The following is an 18,823-nucleotide window of genomic DNA, read 5'->3' as shown; positions in this document are numbered from 1 at the left end:
TAAGAAAAAGCAGCCGATTGGGCTGCTTTCTCTTAATTTATGCTATGTTCTTCACGAATATTGTACATGCCCTGCAAGAGCAACTCCGATGGATCCCGGTTCAGCAGCAGGTGCGTAAACAATAGATGTAGAGGAACCGCACATACGTTATTGCCGTCTTTGATCTCCGGAAATCCCGCTTCGAAGACCGGACCATGCTCTTCGTGCATTTGAAGGCCCGCATGAACCTTCTCCGGCGCAAACTCATCGTGCAGCGCCGTGATGCATTGCGGAACAATCACCTTATCGATCAAAGCTTTCGCCTCGTCTTCCCCGGCCGGAGGTTTGGGAAGCGCTCTTCCCCCTTCGGTCTTCATCAGCTCGACAAAAAACGAAGACATCCATAAGGAAGGATCATTGCCCGACTGAAACTTGGCAATCAGCTCGCCGAGAAAAAAACCGCACGCATATACGTTATTCGAAGGATCCTTCACTTGATAGATAAAAACCGGACCGTAATCTTTCTGATGCATTACCTGTCCTTCTACATCATCGAAGTGCATTTTCAGAGCCGTAAGGCCGTTATGATGCACGGCCTTGATCAGTTCAGCCAATTTTTCCTGGTTTTCGGCCGTTTGTTCGCCGCTCTCTTCCCTGTTTTTCGTCTCATTGTTCATCGTCTGCTTCACCCGTACCCAGTATATCATTCCGCAGTTTGAACAGTCTAGCAGACACCGGCATTCACCGATGTAAAGTTTTGGAAGAATAGGTTTCCTTATGCAACGCGATCCGGGAGCGACAGCGGTACTGCGCTTATGTCCTGCGCATATAGGCGCGTACCGTGATCGGTGCGAATATGGCCACAATGGCTGCGGCTCCGGCGAGAGAAATCGCAAGATCCCATCCAACGGTTCCGGAGTCGGCAAGATCCCGGACGGCAGTGACCAGATGCGAGATGGGATTCATGTTTACGAACCACTGGAGCCAGCCGGGCATGGTATCGACAGGCACGAATGCGTTCGATAGAAAAGTGAGCGGGAACAGCACGATCATCGATATCCCCTGTACGCTTGAGGCAGTACGGGCAATTACGCCGAAGAACGCGAAGATCCAGCTAATCGACCAGGAGCAGACAATGACAAGAACCGCGGCGATGGCGACAGCATCAAGGCCTCCTTCGGGACGATAGCCCATTATATAGCCCATAGCAAAGGTAAGCACGGTCGCGATGGTATACCGGACGGTATCTGCGAGCAAAGCTCCCGCGAGCGGCGCTATGCGCGCGATAGGCAGCGATTTGAATCGGTCGAACACGCCTTTATCCATATCCTCGCGCAATTGAACGCCGGTGACGATGGAGGTTGTGATCACGGTCTGCACGAGGATGCCTGGAATGATAACGGGCAAATAGCTCTGTACGTCGCCGGAGATGGCCCCGCCAAAAATGTAGGTAAACATCAAGGTGAAGATGATGGGCTGAAACGTAACGTCGAACAATTGCTCGGGCGTGCGCCGTAACTTCAGCAGACCTCGATAGGCCATCGTTAACGAGTTGCGTACCGACTGGCCGAAGCTTGTGTAGTTTTTCAGTTCGCGTGAGACGCCCGGTTTCATTATCGTATTCCTCATACCTTTGCAACCTCCGCTTTACCGTATTCATAGGAAGCAAGTGACCCTTCATCCTTAACGCCATGGCCTGTGATGGTTAGAAATACTTCGTCAAGGGTCGGCTTCTGCACGCTCATCTCGGCCAACCGAATCCCCGCCTCGCGCAGGGCGATAAGCAGGTCTGTGACCAAATCGGCGTTCGCCATCGGGGCAGTAATTTTTCCGGCTTCGTACGATACGATGGATTGGACCTTGAGCATCCGTTCGACGGTCTGACGAGCGGTCTCGATGTCTTGCGGATTTTGGACTGACAAATGCAACGATGAGGTCCCTACTGACGATTTCAGTTCATCCACGGTGCCCTCGGCAACGACTTGGCCGCGATCGATAACCGCGATCCGGTCTGCCAATTGATCCGCTTCCTCGAGGTACTGCGTAGTTAGCAGTACGGTTGACCCCGTCTTCACCAGCCGGCGGATCGTGTCCCACATCTGCGAACGTGTGCGCGGGTCGAGCCCGGTAGTCGGCTCGTCCAGGAAGATTAGCGGCGGCTGGGCAATAAGGCTTGCCGCCAGATCCAGCCGGCGCCGCATGCCTCCGGAGAAATCTTTGAGCGGCCGCCTCGCGGCTTCCGTTAAACCGAATTCCTCAAGCAGCTCTCCCGCCTTACGCCGCGATTCTGCGCGTCCCAGCCCAAGCAGCCGAGAGAAGATAATCAGGTTCTCGGTTGCGCTAAGCGACTCATCGACCGAAGCATATTGGCCTGTCACCCCGATCAACTGCCGGACAATCTGCGACTCCTTCACCGCATCGTGTCCGAAAATTCGCGCCGTTCCCGTATCCGGCCGAAGCAGGGTCGCCAACATTCGAATCGTGGTGGTTTTGCCTGCCCCATTCGGACCAAGCACGCCGTAAATCGTACCGGCGCGCACATTCAGATTTACGCCGTCCACCGCGCGATTTGCGCCAAATGCTTTGACGAGTCCGCTTGCTTCGACGGCCCAGTCTCCATCCGTTATCCGTATTTTCTCTTTGTGTTCAACACCCACTGCAATTCCTCCTAAACAACCGATTATGCAGCGATGATAACTCACCTATTTAAACAGAATTTAAACAGAAGTCGGCGCCTTTCACCTAAAATAAATAGCCCACGAATTTAAATCGCGGACGCCGTGAACAAACGTATACCCCATACTATCCTTAAAGTATACCTTCGTATAATATCCGCTAATGCTATCCTGTTATATATTTGCTTATGTGCTCAGCAACTTAAATCTGGAATACAGGAGGTCATTGCGAATGAAGTAATCGAAAGAACCGGTATGGTCGAGACGTTCCGTTTTAAACCTGCAAGGAAATGATTTGTAAGAATAATAAGGAGGATTATAATAATGACGACGATGATTAAAAGTAAATTCAAGGCTCTATTGGTGATGGTAACTATATCCTGCATGGCGATGATCGCCATATTCCCGGCCACCGCGACCAACGCGTATGCGTATGAAGGGCCGTTAACGCAAGAAGCTTCGTGGAAAAGTTCCGACGGCGGACGGAATATGTATACGCATGCGACGCTGCAGCGCTCGGGACCGCTTGCCGGACAGTTGGACGTCATGACTCGCACGAAAAATAATGTACTCATGACGGGCTTTACGGGCGGCGTATTCATCTTGCTCCGTAATGTGGATGGCGCCGTAATCGGCGTAACCGGCATGCAGAAATACGGGGTCGACGGCAAGTGGATCGGCCGCTACGACCGCACCGACTACTGGAGCTGGTCCTTCGACCCGCAAGTAGCTGCGGCAACGGCATCCCTGCAAATCGTTCAGCAGCATGCGGCAAAAGATTTGAGCGATCAATTGGCCTATTGGCAAAGCGTCGTATGCGGCAACCTGGACCGGTTGGGCTTTCCTAAACCGCCGTACGGCTGTCCGGCTTAATCGAATCGATAACAGTTATTTGTATACTTCTAAAAGGGAATACGCATCCTAAAGTCACATTGAAAAAAGGAGTATGACAACATGACTAACTATAACCATAACCAGCATAATCGAACGGATAATAATGACCAAAGACAGAATAAAGTTCATGGCGGTGAGTTTCGCAACGGACGTCTTAGCCAGATTAAGAATAATAACCCGGATGGTGAAGATGTGCCGAACGAGTTTATTACTCAAAAAGATCATTTTGAAGGAATAGACCGCTAAGGCGGCTCGTGATTTTGGGTAACCGGCAAAAATGTGAAGGGGCTGCCATTCGGCAGCCCTTTCTCTCTGGTCATCTATCGCTTTCCGTTCATGTTATGTTAACCGCGCAAACTCTGCTTTATTCTCGTTATTCCGCCTTCTGCTCGGCCGTAATCATCCACATAACCATTCATGCGTAATAATAGATACGATCTCGCCTCCGAGTGCTTTCGTGTAGAATTCCGCTTGCGCTCTTGCATCCTCCGACATGAGATAAGGCTTCAATGCTCCCATCTTCCAACATCCTTTCGATTTGCATTGTGTACTAGCTTGCGTTTAATATATCATAGCGGCAAGTACGATGTTTCTTATGGATTGCTCATTTGCGGCAAGCATAGATTGGCTATAACGCTTAAAACATGAGGAGGGCTCTTGTGAACCAGCAGGAAATCAAAATTATTCCGTATCATTCTATGTACGCTGAGCAAACGGTTGAAATGTGGAGAGGTAGCAAGGAAAAGGCGATCGGTAAGAAAGAAACGCACAGCTTTGAAAATCATGTTTATTTTTTAAATCATATTTTACCCGAACAGTTTCAAATTGAAATCGCGTTAATTGGTGATAAAGTAGCCGGTATGATTGCCTATAATAAAAAGGAGATAAGCCAGCTTTATATTCATAACGAATATCAAGGAATCGGCATAGGTCGGAGGTTGCTTGATAGAGCAAAGAAACAATCAATCGGGAGATTAACATTATACACATTTGAAGTAAATAAAAATGCTCGGCGATTTTATGAAAAGCATGGATTTAGCATCATTGGGCGCGGTTATGAAAATGAAGAAAATTTGCCGGATATTGAATATGAATGGATATCCAATTAAATCAGCTTGGGACAAGCCAAAAAACGGCTGCCGACGGGCAGCCATTTTCATTGCCTTTCGATACCTATGTCTTACTTGCTCCTTTAAGGCTCATAATCCGGCGGATACTCGCGCGGCAAATCCTCATGCAAATCTTTATTCTCATAACCATATGGATTAGATACACGTTGGTCTTTACGCCAAGGCGTACTTTTGCCGATATCAACGGATGGAATACTGGAACCATAAGGGCCTTCAGGAAATTCTTCTGCGGTCAACTCATTTCTTCGTGATTCAACTGTAGCGAGCTCGGAAAACCCTGCGTCTTTTTCATCTTCATTTTTTTTCATGATATTCTCCTTTAACTTTATGATAACTGCGTTTCGTCTGCAAAAAGCAGCCTTTGCCGTGACGGGCAGCGAGCCCTTACAGACTGTATCCTTGAGACGGCTTCAGAATCTTGCGCAAAACTGCTTCAAGTCATCGACCAGTTCTTGCGAATAGCCGCTATTTCCTTCCTCGTCATCTTCGTTACCCTCCGATTCGCTCTCAAACTGACGAATGAGGGCAAGAGAGAGATACTCGGCGCTGACCCCGTAATGTTTAATAATCGAGAAAAAATGATCCAGATTTTGATGGTTATCAAGGATGTCCGCCAAACGGCTCATACATTCCTCACCTTTTTCCGAAACGTAATCATCACTTCCATCTCCCTTATGCTTCCCGCTATTTTATTCATAAATTTCATCGGCATTTTCATAGCGAAGCTTTTCCGATTTGATCTGTTTTTGCCCTTTATCTACTGACCGGTCCGTTGATTGTTCAATTTCGGGCTTTTCCGCTGAAGAGCTGTTTACACTTTCTTTTTTACCGCTCATATGTTGATCTTCTCCCCTTTTCTTCCTTAGTCTGTAACCCCTCTAATGAAGGTTTGTTTGTTGTTCCTCCGCTTGGTCCTCATAAGGATGAAATAACGGTTTGGTTTCTTCAAAGAATCGGTCTTGATTTTCCGGGGCAACGTATCCAAGCTGGATTCCGCTTGCTTTGGCAATAAAGGGGTCAATCGTACATAGGTCCGATTTGGATATGTCGGTTAAAGCCGTTTTACCGAGTGTCATCGCCACTTGTTCCATCTCCATGACGCAAGCGTTCAAGTATCTGACCAAATTCATTGCCGACAGGTCTATGTCTAACTTGTCTGTCAGTTTCCCAGTATAGACGACTAAGCTTGTTGGCGGCTCGAAAGGCACGGCTTTCACCATCTGCTCGCTTACTAGCGCCATAATGGCAGCCGTGCCGATATAGACGCCATCCGCCCCCAACGCGATCGCCTTCAGCATTTGACCCGGCGTTACTAATCCCCCTGTTGCAATTAGGTTAATATCCCGAAATACCCCTTTTCGCTCAAAAAACTCAGTTGCTCTTGTAATCGCAAATAAAGTAGGCAATCCAACGTCATCCTGCAAGGTTGGCGACCCCCCATGTGTTCCGCCCTCCGCACCGTCTAGGGTTACGAAATCAACATCCGCTTCAACAGCGATTTGCAATTCTTTCTCAAGGTGATGGGTCGCGGCAATTTTCAAACCTATGGGAACGCCGGTTTCATCACGTAATCGCCTTACCAATTGAATAAAATCATCTTTTGAATTTACTCCCGGAAGCCGGGAATGTATCAAAGCGTCTTCCCCTTCCTTTAGGCCAAAAACCTCTCGAAAATCCTCGCCAATATTTTTGGATGTCGTCCGCTGCGGCGTTGAACCTTGCGCTCCTTGCCCTAGCTGAATTTCAATGGCATCCAGACGGTTGTATTTGTCGGGGGTGTTCATCCATCCGCCACGGTTGTACTGCCCAATTAACAATTGAGCCGCTTCCCTTTCTTCCTCAACCAGCCCGGCCTCGCCTGTATTTGTTGCCGTTCCGGCGGCGGAAGCCGCCTTGGCCAAAGCGATTTTCGTGCTTTTACTTAACGCCCCCCCAAAAGACATGGCGGCAATCATAATAGGAATCGAAAGGGTCATTGGTTTTCTTGCGCGGTGACCGATTGAAGTTGAAGTGCGTATTCCGACGTTCTCAGGCGTCGGCAAACGAAAGAGGTGAACCGGATTGAAAAGGATTTTCTCCCAAGGAGATAGATGTAAAGGGCTTCCAAGAGGCCGTGAGACGGGTGTGCCTTGATTAGCCCGCATGACGATCTCCATAAGGTTGGTTACGCCTACCTTCCTGGTTGCGGGAATCATTTCGTACAGGTTCTCCGTATATTGATCTCTAATAGCTCTCGTAATCGCCTTGTCTACGGTTTCGTTAATAACGTAACGAATAAAATTTTCAATGGGTTTCAGCATGTTGAGCACTCTCCCCAAGCTCACCACGGTCAATGGCATTCTTTATTCCTTCAATTTTTTCAGCCATCGCCAGACACATATGCTTCATTGTTCCCAGTTGGCGTGCAGCATTTTGTTCTTCAACAGCAATATCCACTAGTTCGCGATGGTCAAAATTTGTAAGCTTATTGTAGTGATCGCGTTCGATTGCAGACAGCGTTCCAGCCATTGTTTCAACACGATTCAATTCGGAGTGAATGTAAGATAGTGTGTTTTTCAGGTCATGATATTTGTCCAATTGCTGACACCTCGACTTTTCATATAGTAATAACAGCAGACGTGATCGTTGTCCAACTTTTATGTCCACATTTTCCCCAAATCGAAATAAAAATATGTAAATCACTAATGACATGCATTCGATTTATATGGATCAAATAAGGTATTAAATATGAAGGTAAAGGAAACCTATAAACAGCTTTTTTTGAAACTGAATGGAGGAAGCTTATGACTATTTTCAAGCCGTCGCAAATTGTGCGGTCAGTTTATGACATAGACGTCGACGCGCTGCAGCGGGCAGGAATTAAAGGAATCATATTAGACTGGAGTAATACATTAATTCCAAGGGATGCGACGTCGGCATCGGATTCAATGAAGAAATGGCTTATAGACTTTAAGTCCCGATATGCGAATAAGCTGATTATCGTCTCGAACAGCAAACCTCCTTCGCATGAAAACGGGCTGGTTGAAGAGATTCCGGCTTTATTCGAGGCGGGTAAGCCGAAGAAAAAAGCATTTATGGCCGCCTTGAATATACTTGGAACCAAAAAAAATGAAACAGCTGTTATCGGCAATGGCATAATTACAGATTTATGGGGCGGAAACCGATTAGGCTTGTATACGATTTTTGTGTCTCCGTCATGGACAAAACCTCGGGTTATTGGGGCATTAAAACGGTTAGTCGTAAAAGTACTTCGCGTATAAAAGAAGCTGATAACGCGGGGATTCTCCTTGGGATCTTACGATATAAGTTGAACGAAAGATTTTCTTTCGTTCAACTTAAGTCGTTAAAGCAAGGCAGCCTGCGAATTCGGCCTACCCTTTAGGCTTAACCAGCAAAGCCGCCAGAAAAGAGAAAATAATGGCTGCCGAAATACCTGCGCTGGTCACCTTGAATATTCCTGTAATGATTCCAATCCATCCGCTGCTCTGTATTTCCTCCAAAGCGCCGTGAACCAGAGCGTTCCCGAAGCTGGTGATCGGAACGGAAGCTCCGGCTCCGGCAAATTTTACGAGGGGGTCATAGAAGCCAAGTCCGTCCGCTATCGCTCCCAATACGACGAGCAGCGTCATGGTATGCGCGGGAGTCAGTTTAAACGCATCGAAACAAATCTGTCCGAAGACGCAAATTGCCCCCCCTACAAGAAAGGCCCATAAAAAAATCATCACCTATTCCCTCCTTCTTCGATGGCTACGGCATGCGCGATACATGGAATGCTTTCTCCTTGTTGGAACGAAAGCGGCGATAATAGAGCTCCCGTCGCAACAACAAGCATGCGTTTGATTTCGCCCTTACGCATCCGTTTCAGCAAATGACCGTAGGTGACGACGGCGGAACAGCCGCATCCGCTTGCGCCGGCCTGTACCATCTGGGTATCGTAATCGTAAATCATCATGCCGCAGTCGTTATACTCCGTTTGATGAATCGGAAAGTTGTGTTTCTCGAATAATTTGCATGCGATCTCATAACCTACCTTCGCCAGGTCGCCTGTTACGATCAGGTCATAATAACCCGGCTCGATTTGTAAATCGCGGAAATGAGCTTGAATAGTGTCGACCGCGGCGGGCGCCATGGCCGCTCCCATATTAAACGGATCCGTAATCCCCATATCGATAACCCGGCCTATGGTCGCGGACGTTACGACAGGTCCGTCCCCTTCACGAGATACGATCGCCGCACCGGCGCCCGTTACGGTATATTGGGCAGTAGGCGGCTTCTGGGAACCATATTCCGTCGGATACCGAAACTGCTTCTCTACGCTTGCATTATGGCTGCAGGTTCCTGCCAGTATGAAATTCGCCGCTCCGCTGTTAACGAGCGCCGACGCAAGAGCCAGACTTTCCATCGAGGTTGAGCAGGCTCCAAACACGCCAAGGTAAGGAATCGTCAGCGTACGTGCGGCAAAGCTGCTGCTGATAATCTGATTCATCAAGTCTCCGCCGATATAAAATTGGACCTGCTCCTTGGTCAAGCCGGCATTTTCGATCGCAAGCTGTGCGGCTTCTTCGATTAACACTTTCTCCGCTTTCTCCCAGCTGTCTTCTTCCAGCATGGAGTCGCCGTGTATGATGTCAAAATCGTCGGCAAGAGGACCGCTGCCTTCAAAAGGGCCAACCACGGTGGCTGAAGCCCGGATAACCGGTTTATTCTCAAAGATCCAGCTTTGATGTCCTTTTAGCATTTCAGTGTCCTCCTCCAGTACCCTTGAGCACATACGTGGCTAAACCTACAAAAAAAGCCGCTACTGTTCCAAAGACAATAACCGGGCCGGCAAGTTTAAACATTTTTCCGCCGACGCCGAGCACCATCCCTTCGCTTTGGTGCTCAATAGCGGCCGACGCCATAGAATTCGCAAAACCCGTCACGGGAACGGCCGAACCGGCGCCCGCCCATTGCGCAAATTTGTCATACACGCCAAGGCTCGTTAAAACAACGGAAATGAAAATTAACACGGCTACTGTGGGGTTGGACGCTTTCTCCTCGTCAAAGCCCGCAAAGTGGACAAACATTTCCTGAATCGCTTGCCCGACCACGCAAATCAATCCCCCGGTAAGAAACGCACGCAAACAGTTTTTGAGAATGGGCCTTTTCGGTTCGATCTGTTTGGCGAGCCTTTGATACTCCTGTTGGACCGGGGTTGCTTTCTTCAACTTGTTATTAGCCATTTATAATCCTCCTGATCGTCTGGTCGTCTTATTTAACGAATGAGAAGCGGTTTGATTTCCTCAATAACCCGTTCCAGCTCTTTGGCGCATTCTCCATACATTTTTTTTGCTTCGGGCGCTTTCGTCGATAGACTGAACATTTCTAAATCCGCTTCGCATTTTTTTAAAGTCGCCAGCAGAGAAGCTTTCTTCTGAGGTTTAGGAACTATAATCTGATCGTCATACAAGTCGACATAAAGCTGGCCGTAGGAGTCTACCTGGCCCAGAAACACATTTTCTATGGCGACGCCTATCGTCTCGAGTTCCGTATCCAGCCATTCCCGGCTAAGTCCTATGGTGGCAAGCGGTTCATCAATGATCTTTCCATCCATGATAACCGCCTGCGGTTCCTGCTCGGGAGCCACTTTAATGCCAAGATGCTTAGGCGTAAGAGGTTGATTTTCTTTCGTGAGCAGCACATTGATGTCACCACTCGGTTCCATGAGCGCAAATTCTACGTTCGCTGCTTGGAATACATTTTTTTTCCTCAGCTTTTCCATCAATTCGTCGGTTGATATTCGTTCCTTCTTGAGGTTATCTTCCATGATCTTTCCGTCTTTAATCAGCACTGTTGCTTTGCTATCGATAAAATCCCTTGCTTTTTTGCTCTTGAGCTGTAAAAACTCGATTCCTAAGGAAACGGCTACCCACACCGATAATGAGACAATTCCTAAATACCATCTCGCATCCAAATCTAACGAAATATAGGCCGCTAAGCTTCCGATCGTAATCCCGGTTATGTATTCAAAAAAGGACAGCTCGGAGACTTGTCTCTTTCCCAATATCTTGGTCATCAAAAAGAGGATGGCGATCGCGAGCAATGTCCGTAACCCAATAAGCAACCAATCTGGCATGGTGTAGCCTCCCGTATTCTTTGCGATTTCTTCTCTTTCCACTTGTTGGAAATGTTACATAAGCAAGATCGACATTTTTCAACATTTTTATTCATTCCTTTCTAATATTTAAATTTATGGTTAAAAACTCGCATTGACGAATGAATTCCAATAAACGGGATACATTAAATTCGGTGCACCTTAAAGACGGAATCTCTTTTCGTTTGTGCTGTATTTTGTATTTTTGAAAAAGGAGGTGAACAAAAAATGACAGTAGCTTCCCAAGTCAAAACATGCGTCGCATCCTTAAAGAGCGCTCAAGCCAGCCTGGAACAATTCGCTTTGAGCACTCAAAATCAAGAGGCCAAAACTCTATTTACGAACGCGGCTCAACAAACCCAGCAAATTGTGCAGGAAGTTGAAGGACGGGTGCAGCAATTAGAAAATGAAGAACCGCAATATAAAGGTTTCTAATAAGCAGAAACGCCTGTCGGTGTCCTTATCAGAGGACGCATACCGTTTCGCGAAGAATTCTAAGCGTATATAAGTGTAAAACTTATAAATTTTTAGAATTGAACGAAAAAACAGCCATGCTCATCGGAGCATGGCTGTTTTCCGTGTAAGAATGAACTATCTTGCGTTCGGGAATATTCTTGCGATCATTTCATTAAATTGTTCCATAAACCCCGTAACAGGCCGTCCTTGTTGGACGTCGTCGACATATCCATTGATGCGATCCACGAATTGCGGATTGGTGGATACGAAGACATTCCGGAGATCGGGATTCGTTGCTCTCACTTGCTTCGCAATCTGATCTTCGATATCGCGAGTCATTTTTTGTTGGTCGCCGTCAAGCACTGCCGCGACGTAAGCATTGCGCCGCGTAACAAGCACATTGGCCTGCTCTACGCCTTTTAAATTCGTAATTTTTTCCGCAGCCCGATCTGCTACTTCAACCCGCTCCTGTGCCGTATCTAATCCATCGTTGCCGCCGTTGCGAGTTCCGTTGTCGTTTGCGTTAAACAGGTTGTTCCGGTCGCCATTCAATCCGTCATTATCGACATCACCGAAAGGACGATTCATCCGGTTACCGGTATTGTCGTTATTGCGGAAAATTTCCGGTGCCCGGTCATTATCACGGACATTCTGCTGCCTTACTTGATTATTCCCAGTACATCCAGTTGCGAAAAACATCAATCCTGTCATCATGACGACGAGTACTTTTACGGTTTTCTTTTTCTTAAACATAAGCAGGCTCACTCCTTTTTTTGTTTATTCTCTCTTGCGGCCCGCTATCCATACATACAAATTTATCCGTAAAACATTGCCTGAATGAAAGGATATGGTCTTTACGCAGAATAGAGCTTGTTCCGCAAGAAGGAGATAATCCGGAAAAAGGTGGTGAGCATATATGCAAAAGAGCAAGTCCATACTGGGGAAGATGAATAACCGAAAAAGCATTATTTCATTATTAGCTTTAGGAGTTGGCGCCGCTGCTTATGGCATCCGCAAGCGCAGGTCCAATCGAAATTATTAGCTTTCCACTAAAGGTCGCGTACGTTCCAAACCAGCTCGCCGCGCTTTCCCAAGTGCTGTGATGCCGCTCGTGCGGAACAGATCATAAGCGATATCCGGTTACGGATATTAATGTTCTGGCTGCGGACAGCGTCGAGAATCGGCGTGTCCGCACCATACTCGTCAATAAGCTTTCTCAACCAGACTGCATCGGAATCCTGCTACATACACAGGCCAGGACTGTATTTAATACGATTTCGTAGTAAATGCTTGAATTCTGTTTAGTCGATACGTCAGTCAAACCTTCTTGGTTGTCGATCCGAAATTCGGTTCATATGTCAGACATTCGTGATCCCAAAACCGATCAGAATAATCGCAACGGCATAAGGTATCCAAACAGGATGGCGACCGCGAGTCGCCCAAAAGGCCATGAGAGCGCCAGACAAGTACAAAAACCCGACGAACAGGCCTGTCGCGAACCTTGCTTCCTGCCCGAACCAGATTGCAGCGGCGATCAAAGCGAATCCGCCGAGAAACCAGCAAATCGTGCTGTAATGCAGCATCAGCGGCACAAGCCTTCTGATAACAACGCCTACTCGCTCGTCTGCGCGAAAGTACTCCTCAACCGGGTGGACCATACGCCGCTGGGTGATTACGCCATGAATCACAGCGACGACGCTTCCGATAACCGCGGCTACGATCAAAGCGATATCTTGCAAAACCATATTCATTGCACCTCGTTATAGTATTTTTGAATGTTTTTGAGTGTCAGCTCTTTGAAAGATTCATCGGGGACCGGACTTTCAGATAGGTCTCTCCCGCTCACGATTTGTGAAAATGGTTTACTCTTCCGCAATATCAATTTTGCGTGTATGCGAGGCATTTGACTTCCTCTCCAAAGAGTCAATGCAGCTATCGATCACTGCCCGGGACGCGAGTAACCATTCCTTCATCGCAGTTCGTGCATGGCCGTCAGCTTGATGTCGCTCCAAACACTTTAATATCCATTCTATTCCAGGCGCAGCATTTCTCATTGCTATCATTCCCTTCCTGTCGTATTCCGTTCGCCAAAACGGATGATCAACCGGTCCTCTGTAAACTTCGCACCCGCAACTTGCCGGCCTGTTAGCGGTCTTGGCAAAATAACTTTCCGTTTGTAGGCGCCTGTATCTACCGTCAGTTCGTCGCCGGTTTGTGTTAAATCCAAATCCGCCTTCTCCACAAAAGGGATCATAAGCTCCAGCAGCATTTCCCCATTCTCCTCTCGGATCATTTCTGTTCTGCCCCGATAACATATCGCGGAAGGGTCCTGATCTTTAAAAACGATATCCGCCAATTGTTCGAGGACCGGTAATCCGATCACCTCCTCTTGCATCATAGGTGCTTTCAATATCGGCAGCGGCTGGAAGTTCATGACGATTTCTTCTTCATATTTCTTTTGAAGATTCCGCCAGTTCGCGAAATATCCTTCCCCGGCCTCATCCGGCAGCACGCGATTCACAATGATCGCATCCGTATTGAACCCGAATAAATTCAGATACGTGAATGAGCGTTTAGCTTCGGCAAGCACCATCTTCTCAGGGTTTAGAACAATTCTCACCGATGTCATCTCCGGGTCCAGAACGATCTGTTGCATTCCCTCCAAATTGCGTGCCAAACGTTCAATGCTGTCGAGTACATCGTCCGAAGGAAGCTCCATATTATTAACAAACTTGGCAACCGGTCGAACGAGCTTAATCAGCTTGCGTTCGGTCGGGAAAATTTTTTCAAGCCACCAGTTCAATACATTAGGATAGCTTAGAAGCCGCAGCGTCTCTCCGGTCGGCGCACAATCGACGACGACCACATCGTAATGCCCGCTTTGAGCCTGTTCCTTGATTTGCAACAAACTGAACAGCTCTTCCATACCGGGAAACACAAGCATTTCTTCCGTTGTAATGTCGGTAAGCTTTGCTTTGTCGAGCATTGCCGTCAGCCAATCTTGGACCATTCCCCAATTCTTTTCCGTTTCCCGGAGGCTGTTCACTTCCTGCCCCCATAAGTTTTCACTGATCAGGACCGGTTCCGGCCCGATCCGCATGTCCAGTGAATCCGCCAAACTATGTGCTGCGTCGGTGCTCATAATGAGCGTTCGTTTCCCCTGCTTTGCCATTTTCACCGCTGCCGCAGCGGCCATACTCGTCTTGCCTACGCCGCCTTTGCCCGTGTAGATGATGATTCTCATGTTCACTTCTCCTTTTAGTACGAAATCGTAGTAATTGGTTAAAATAAAACCGGTTGGATCAGTCACTCCTCGATCCTGATCTTTACCGGGCGATTCTTTGTCTCCTGTTGCTTTACAGGTTCTTCGTCTTGGAATACTTTGAATGCCTTAAATGAAAGCAGCGTAAATTGCTCCATTTCTTCCGAAGTAAACGCCGACTCCAACTTGCTCAGCATCGCCAGCATAATACGCTCCCATTCTTTCGCGAGCTGAAGACCTTCCTGCGTTAGCATGACGATCTTAACCCGCTGGTCTTTTGCAGAAGTAGCGCGGGCGATATAACCTTTTCGTTCAAGCCGCTTCGCGATGCTTGTCATAGAACTCAGCGGCGCCCCCATCTCGTCTGCCAGCTCCGTCATCGTCAGATCTCCACGGATTAGCAAAATAAGCAGCGTCGACAGATCCGAACGGGTCACTTTTTGTTCAAGTTGCAGCATGTCAGTCGCAAAAGCAAAAGGGCGCAAACCGGTCTTGAGGAAAAGTTCATACAACTGATGCATATTACCGATAGCTCCTTTTTATTACGAACTCGTAATAATGAATCTACTTTCAATTTAATACGTTTTCGTAGCAATGTCAACCGAAAGATATTCAACGCCTTCAACGGTTACAAGATCGCCAAGTACCGATTATTGGTGGATAAACGCTGCCAATCAATACGAATACGGGAACATCCCTTTTATCACCGGAAAATTAGCTATTGACCTTCACGCTGGCGTGAACCTTTATACTGACACTAGAAAGTTGGAAACAAACATTTTGAACATGGAGGAACAAGATCATGAGGGAGTTTGAGGGTAAGAAGGCTGTTATAACCGGAGGTACGCACGGTATGGGAATGGCTGTGGCCAAATCATTGCTCGCGGGGGGAGCCGAAGTCATACTGACAGGACGCAGTCCGGAAAATGTAGAAAAAGCGAGACGGGAACTGGGAGAACGGGCGCATGTTATTCAATCCGATGTGTCGCTCATGGCGGATATCGATGCATTAGGTGCTTACGCCGCCGAACGGTTTGGTGAGATCGATTTCGTCCACATCAATGCAGGAATCGCACTGCTCGAACCTTTCATGGAAGTGACCGAAAGCTCGTACGACAAGACATTTGACGTTAACACGAAAGGGGCATTCTTTACGGTTCAGCGCCTGGCTCCGCTCATTCGGGAAGGCGGATCGATCATATTTACGTCATCCGTGGCAGATGAAGGCGGGACTCCGGGAATGAGCGTTTACGGCGCTTCAAAAGCGGCGCTGCGTTCGCTTGCCTCAGGTTTTGCGGCTGAACTGCTGCCGCGGGGAGTTCGCGTCAATGTGGTCAGACCCGGTTTCATCCATACGCCGACGATGGGTGTGGCAGGATTCTCGGAATCGGAACGGGCCGCCTTTGAGGAGCTTGGCGACCAGATGACGCCAATGAAACGTCACGGCTCGCCGGAGGAGGTGGCCAAGGCAGTGCTTTTTCTCGCCTTCGAGGCCACCTTCACAACAGGCGCCGAATTGTCCGTAGACGGCGGTCTAGGACAAGGCCTTTCCGTGGAATAAGGAACTTTGGCGCAGACGTTCGTCGTGTCCTTGCCAAGATGCTTATGCACGTTAGACGGATATCCGCAGGTTCTGCTTTTTGCCGGCAACCGTCAGCGCAACCTGCCGCTCCAGCAGCCGCTTCAATTGCAGCATGGAATCGATCTGGCTTTTCACCTTACGCAGTTTTTCTTCGTAGATTTCCTGCATTTCTTCGCAGTATTCATAATCGTCCGGCGACGCGACCTCGCATTGGAACAAGCTCCGTATTTCATCCGTCGTAAATCCCAGCTTCAAGTAGAGCTGAATCGAACGGACCCGTTCGACGGCAGATTCGCTGAATTCGCGGTAGTCGTTGTCAAGTCTGTCTGCCGTAAGCAGACCTTTTTCTTCATAATGTCGTATTGCGCGCGGGCTGACATTTGTCAGACGGGACAATTCGCTTATTTTCATTTTTTGAGGCCTCCTCGCACGAGAATTTATTCCAATTATATGTCGTTGTTCTCTGGAAAGAAAGAGTTCAATATCAAGGAGATGAAAAAATGAACGAAAATTCGTTGATCAAAGCTTTAGTTAAGGAAACCGATTTAATCCCAGTAACCGTCATTGGGCTTGGTAATATGGGACAGGCGCTGGCGGCTGCATATCTGGCGGCCGGCCATCCTGTGACCGTCTGGAATCGATCCGCGGACAAAGCCGACCGGCTTGTCGGCAACGGGGCGGTTCGAGCTGAGACAGTAGCCGGGGCCATTGCGGCAAGCGGTATGATTGTGGTCTGCTTGTCGACATATGAAGTTGTAAGAAGCACGCTTATGCCCTTGGAGACAGAACTCACCGGCCGCGTCATCGTCAACTTGACCACCGGGACGCCGGATGAAGCGCGTCTCCTGGATATGTGGGCTAAGGAGAAAGGCATCGAGTATTTGGATGGGGCGATCATGGCGGTTCCCCCGATGATCGGAAGTCCTAACGCGCTTATACTTTATGGCGGCAGGAAGGAACTCTTTGAAGCGTATCAGTCGGTGCTACAAGTGATGGGCGGAGGTACGACCTATCTGAGCGAAGATACAGGTGTGGCGTTGCTGTTTGATTTGGCAATGCTTACGATGTTGTACGGCGCTTGGTACAGTTATTTTCACGCTCATGCGCTGCTGCGAACGGCCAATATTTCCGCGGAGAAGTTCTTGCCCTATGCAAGCAATTGGCTGCAGCACTTGATTGTGCCTATGCTGACAAGTCCGGAAGCCGCCCGCATCCTGGATGAAGGCAATTATACTACAGATGTATCCAACATGACGGTCAACAAGCTTGCGCTGGATAACATCGTCAAGAGCAGCCGGGAATTGGGCGTGCCGGCCGATTGGCTGCTGCCCATCCAGACCGTCACTGAGCAGATGGTAGCCAGAGGTTTCGGAAATGACGGTTTCGAACGTGTCTTCGAATCGATGATCAACCGTTCCGTACCGACACCTCCCGGTCGAATTTGACAATCCGAACTACAGCATATTCCGCATTCGCCTGTTTGGAGCCTTGAGGATTCATCTCCCAAACACCTCCTGGTGGGACTCCAAAATACAAACAACCGACCCTAGTTAGGATCGGTTGTTTGCATATTATTGAGCCTAGGGGGATCGAACCCCTGACCTCATCGAAAATTTTCATAGGCCGCTTTACTACCGAAAATATACTTGATATAATATCGATATTAAAAATCTGGAGGTGCTCTATGTTTAAACCAGGCGTAACGATATGGTATAACGTAAAAAGCTTGAACGACACGATTGATTTCTATAAGAAAAAATTGGGGTTTGATCTCGTATTCCACGACTCCGCCTCTGGAATGGCCATGATGAATACAACGACCGAAGGTTGTATAATTGGATTTTCGGAAGCAGAAGAGGTTATTCCTTCCACCTCCTCGACCGTATTTGAGGTCTATGATATCGAGGCAGCCAGGAAATCTTTGGAACAAAATGGCGTAATGTTTATTGGGGAGATAGAAACCATACCGGACATGGTGAAGCTGGCAACATTTGCGGACCCTGACGGACACAGCCTGATGTTATCCGAGGAATTGAGACCGCTCTGAGTACCGAAAGCCGTGTACTCCAGCTATCTCAAGAGCTATCGGGGCAGTGGACGGTACCGATCTTGCTAGCGTTGGAGAAATGCAGGGGGCGCTTTACACCTATGCAGCGACATTTGCAAATTTCCCCTGCGCGCTTAAGCGAAAATCTAAAACGGATGACGGAAAGCGGACTGCTCCAGCATCTGTCCCCCTATGAACGACGCCATCCCGCATTACCCGAATACGTGCTGACGGAAGAAGGACGACTGTTTCAAGCAGCGGCGGAAACGGTAAAAGCGGCTGAGAACGAACTTGGATACGGTAGATTGTCTGCGAAAGCCTGGAATATGCCCGTCTTGCTTGCACTCCATTTTGACCACGAACACTTTCAAGATATAAGGCATGCTCTTCAGCAGGTGACGCCGCGCATGCTATCCGCTCGCTTGGGTGAACTGCATGACTTGGGTGCGGTGAAGAAACTGCTGAGTGAACAACCGCGACCTTCGTTCCTGTATCGGCTGCACAACCGTGTAGAGAAGCCTATCTGCCAACTGGCTGCCAAATTGGAATCCATTGTGTAAACTTGTGGTCAAGAATATCTATCGCAAACAACCGATTCCTGGACAGGCTCGGTTGTTTGTGTAATTGAATCCATAACTCATCGTTGCCAGTGATACTCACTAATC

At 48.2% G+C, this 18,823-nt stretch carries 27 protein-coding genes; 9 read left to right on the top strand and 18 right to left on the bottom strand.

From position 1 onward, the window contains the following. Positions 1–32: 32 nt before the first annotated feature. The 3 genes from H581_RS0111015 to H581_RS0111005 form a co-directional block, all read right to left on the bottom strand. Complete coding sequence (locus H581_RS0111015) at positions 33–656, bottom strand: hypothetical protein (protein WP_028610029.1); 624 nt, start codon at positions 654–656, stop codon at positions 33–35. 136 nt (positions 657–792) lie between these two features. Then, a complete protein-coding gene (locus H581_RS0111010) occupies positions 793–1,608 on the bottom strand; it encodes an ABC transporter permease (RefSeq protein ID WP_028610028.1) in 816 nt (271 codons plus the stop codon). Further along, positions 1,605–2,636 carry an ATP-binding cassette domain-containing protein gene (locus H581_RS0111005; protein WP_051250675.1) on the bottom strand — a complete coding sequence of 344 codons (1,032 nt, stop codon included), beginning with the start codon at positions 2,634–2,636 and terminating at the stop codon, positions 1,605–1,607. Before H581_RS0111005 ends, H581_RS0111010 begins: the two co-directional genes overlap by 4 nt. 342 nt (positions 2,637–2,978) lie before the next feature. Between H581_RS0111005 and H581_RS38890 the strand changes: the two genes are divergently transcribed. From H581_RS38890 to H581_RS0110985, 3 genes are all read left to right on the top strand, one after another. Further along, complete coding sequence (locus tag H581_RS38890) at positions 2,979–3,527, top strand: hypothetical protein (RefSeq protein WP_245600017.1); 549 nt, start codon at positions 2,979–2,981, stop codon at positions 3,525–3,527. Between the two features lie 81 nt (positions 3,528–3,608). After that, positions 3,609–3,794 (top strand): hypothetical protein, encoded by a 186-nt coding sequence (locus tag H581_RS33740; RefSeq protein ID WP_036718470.1) that lies wholly within the window; start codon positions 3,609–3,611, stop codon positions 3,792–3,794. Between the two features lie 398 nt (positions 3,795–4,192). Beyond that, entirely contained in the window at positions 4,193–4,657 is a 465-nt protein-coding gene (locus H581_RS0110985; protein WP_211231460.1) for a GNAT family N-acetyltransferase, read from the top strand. 83 nt (positions 4,658–4,740) lie between these two features. Here the strand turns inward: H581_RS0110985 and H581_RS0110980 are convergent, their stop codons facing one another. The 5 genes from H581_RS0110980 to H581_RS0110960 all read right to left on the bottom strand — a co-directional run bounded on the left by H581_RS0110980 (position 4,741) and on the right by H581_RS0110960 (position 7,255). After that, positions 4,741–4,986: a hypothetical protein gene (locus tag H581_RS0110980; RefSeq protein WP_028610025.1), complete on the bottom strand. Its 246-nt coding sequence runs from the start codon at positions 4,984–4,986 to the stop codon at positions 4,741–4,743. A gap of 102 nt (positions 4,987–5,088) precedes the next feature. Then, complete coding sequence (locus H581_RS0110975) at positions 5,089–5,304, bottom strand: hypothetical protein (protein WP_028610024.1); 216 nt, start codon at positions 5,302–5,304, stop codon at positions 5,089–5,091. A 63-nt stretch (positions 5,305–5,367) separates the two neighbouring features. Beyond that, the gene (locus H581_RS37855; RefSeq protein WP_156889559.1) at positions 5,368–5,514 is read right to left on the bottom strand and encodes a hypothetical protein; all 147 of its coding nucleotides are present in this window, start codon (positions 5,512–5,514) and stop codon (positions 5,368–5,370) included. 42 nt (positions 5,515–5,556) lie between these two features. Continuing rightward, a complete protein-coding gene (locus H581_RS33735; protein ID WP_245600016.1) occupies positions 5,557–6,834 on the bottom strand; it encodes an FMN-binding glutamate synthase family protein in 1,278 nt (425 codons plus the stop codon). A 127-nt stretch (positions 6,835–6,961) separates the two neighbouring features. Continuing rightward, complete coding sequence (locus H581_RS0110960) at positions 6,962–7,255, bottom strand: hypothetical protein (RefSeq protein ID WP_028610023.1); 294 nt, start codon at positions 7,253–7,255, stop codon at positions 6,962–6,964. Between the two features lie 206 nt (positions 7,256–7,461). On the opposite strand from H581_RS0110960, the gene H581_RS0110955 reads away from it, so the two are divergent. Beyond that, positions 7,462–7,938 (top strand): YqeG family HAD IIIA-type phosphatase, encoded by a 477-nt coding sequence (locus H581_RS0110955; protein WP_028610022.1) that lies wholly within the window; start codon positions 7,462–7,464, stop codon positions 7,936–7,938. A 111-nt stretch (positions 7,939–8,049) separates the two neighbouring features. Here H581_RS0110955 and spoVAE read toward each other — a convergent pair whose 3' ends face one another. The 4 genes from spoVAE to H581_RS0110935 are packed head-to-tail and all read right to left on the bottom strand — an operon-like array spanning position 8,050 to position 10,793. Continuing rightward, a complete protein-coding gene (gene spoVAE / locus H581_RS0110950) occupies positions 8,050–8,400 on the bottom strand; it encodes a stage V sporulation protein AE (RefSeq protein WP_028610021.1) in 351 nt (116 codons plus the stop codon). Then, positions 8,400–9,416: a stage V sporulation protein AD gene (spoVAD, locus tag H581_RS0110945; protein WP_028610020.1), complete on the bottom strand. Its 1,017-nt coding sequence runs from the start codon at positions 9,414–9,416 to the stop codon at positions 8,400–8,402. Before spoVAD ends, spoVAE begins: the two co-directional genes overlap by 1 nt. Before the next feature lies 1 nt (position 9,417). Further along, a complete protein-coding gene (gene spoVAC, locus H581_RS0110940) occupies positions 9,418–9,900 on the bottom strand; it encodes a stage V sporulation protein AC (RefSeq protein ID WP_028610019.1) in 483 nt (160 codons plus the stop codon). A gap of 32 nt (positions 9,901–9,932) precedes the next feature. Then, complete coding sequence (locus H581_RS0110935) at positions 9,933–10,793, bottom strand: DUF421 domain-containing protein (protein WP_028610018.1); 861 nt, start codon at positions 10,791–10,793, stop codon at positions 9,933–9,935. A gap of 246 nt (positions 10,794–11,039) precedes the next feature. Between H581_RS0110935 and H581_RS0110930 the strand changes: the two genes are divergently transcribed. After that, on the top strand, positions 11,040–11,246 hold the full coding sequence (locus H581_RS0110930) for a DUF1657 domain-containing protein (protein ID WP_028610017.1): 207 nt from the start codon (positions 11,040–11,042) through the stop codon (positions 11,244–11,246). A gap of 156 nt (positions 11,247–11,402) precedes the next feature. Here H581_RS0110930 and H581_RS0110925 read toward each other — a convergent pair whose 3' ends face one another. The 5 genes from H581_RS0110925 to H581_RS0110905 all read right to left on the bottom strand — a co-directional run bounded on the left by H581_RS0110925 (position 11,403) and on the right by H581_RS0110905 (position 15,050). Continuing rightward, positions 11,403–12,020, bottom strand: a complete 618-nt coding sequence (locus H581_RS0110925) for a YhcN/YlaJ family sporulation lipoprotein (protein ID WP_028610016.1) — start codon at positions 12,018–12,020, stop codon at positions 11,403–11,405. A gap of 296 nt (positions 12,021–12,316) precedes the next feature. Continuing rightward, complete coding sequence (locus H581_RS37850) at positions 12,317–12,487, bottom strand: hypothetical protein (protein WP_156889558.1); 171 nt, start codon at positions 12,485–12,487, stop codon at positions 12,317–12,319. A 138-nt stretch (positions 12,488–12,625) separates the two neighbouring features. After that, on the bottom strand, positions 12,626–13,012 hold the full coding sequence (locus H581_RS0110920; RefSeq protein WP_028610015.1) for a hypothetical protein: 387 nt from the start codon (positions 13,010–13,012) through the stop codon (positions 12,626–12,628). Between the two features lie 314 nt (positions 13,013–13,326). Continuing rightward, positions 13,327–14,511 (bottom strand): ArsA family ATPase, encoded by a 1,185-nt coding sequence (locus tag H581_RS0110910; RefSeq protein WP_028610013.1) that lies wholly within the window; start codon positions 14,509–14,511, stop codon positions 13,327–13,329. Positions 14,512–14,573: 62 nt separating this feature from the next. After that, positions 14,574–15,050 carry a MarR family winged helix-turn-helix transcriptional regulator gene (locus H581_RS0110905; RefSeq protein WP_028610012.1) on the bottom strand — a complete coding sequence of 159 codons (477 nt, stop codon included), beginning with the start codon at positions 15,048–15,050 and terminating at the stop codon, positions 14,574–14,576. A gap of 281 nt (positions 15,051–15,331) precedes the next feature. Between H581_RS0110905 and H581_RS0110900 the strand changes: the two genes are divergently transcribed. Continuing rightward, positions 15,332–16,090 carry an SDR family oxidoreductase gene (locus H581_RS0110900; protein ID WP_028610011.1) on the top strand — a complete coding sequence of 253 codons (759 nt, stop codon included), beginning with the start codon at positions 15,332–15,334 and terminating at the stop codon, positions 16,088–16,090. Between the two features lie 51 nt (positions 16,091–16,141). On the opposite strand, the gene H581_RS0110895 is transcribed toward H581_RS0110900, so the two are convergent. Beyond that, positions 16,142–16,522: a MerR family transcriptional regulator gene (locus tag H581_RS0110895; protein WP_028610010.1), complete on the bottom strand. Its 381-nt coding sequence runs from the start codon at positions 16,520–16,522 to the stop codon at positions 16,142–16,144. A gap of 89 nt (positions 16,523–16,611) precedes the next feature. Between H581_RS0110895 and H581_RS0110890 the strand changes: the two genes are divergently transcribed. The 3 genes from H581_RS0110890 to H581_RS0110880 all read left to right on the top strand — a co-directional run bounded on the left by H581_RS0110890 (position 16,612) and on the right by H581_RS0110880 (position 18,718). Next, positions 16,612–17,556 carry an NAD(P)-dependent oxidoreductase gene (locus H581_RS0110890; RefSeq protein ID WP_051250673.1) on the top strand — a complete coding sequence of 315 codons (945 nt, stop codon included), beginning with the start codon at positions 16,612–16,614 and terminating at the stop codon, positions 17,554–17,556. A 239-nt stretch (positions 17,557–17,795) separates the two neighbouring features. Continuing rightward, a complete protein-coding gene (locus H581_RS0110885) occupies positions 17,796–18,158 on the top strand; it encodes a VOC family protein (RefSeq protein ID WP_028610008.1) in 363 nt (120 codons plus the stop codon). Next, positions 18,134–18,718 carry a winged helix-turn-helix transcriptional regulator gene (locus tag H581_RS0110880; protein ID WP_342663425.1) on the top strand — a complete coding sequence of 195 codons (585 nt, stop codon included), beginning with the start codon at positions 18,134–18,136 and terminating at the stop codon, positions 18,716–18,718. The genes H581_RS0110885 and H581_RS0110880 overlap by 25 nt, the downstream gene beginning before the upstream one ends. Positions 18,719–18,823 lie beyond the last annotated feature (105 nt).

Origin of the sequence: Paenibacillus harenae DSM 16969 (assembly GCF_000422465.1) — a bacterium.
Classification (GTDB): Bacteria; Bacillota; Bacilli; order Paenibacillales; family Paenibacillaceae; genus Pristimantibacillus; species Pristimantibacillus harenae.
The sequence above is the reverse complement of the archived record's forward strand: the minus strand, read 5'-3'. Positions and strand labels throughout refer to the sequence as shown.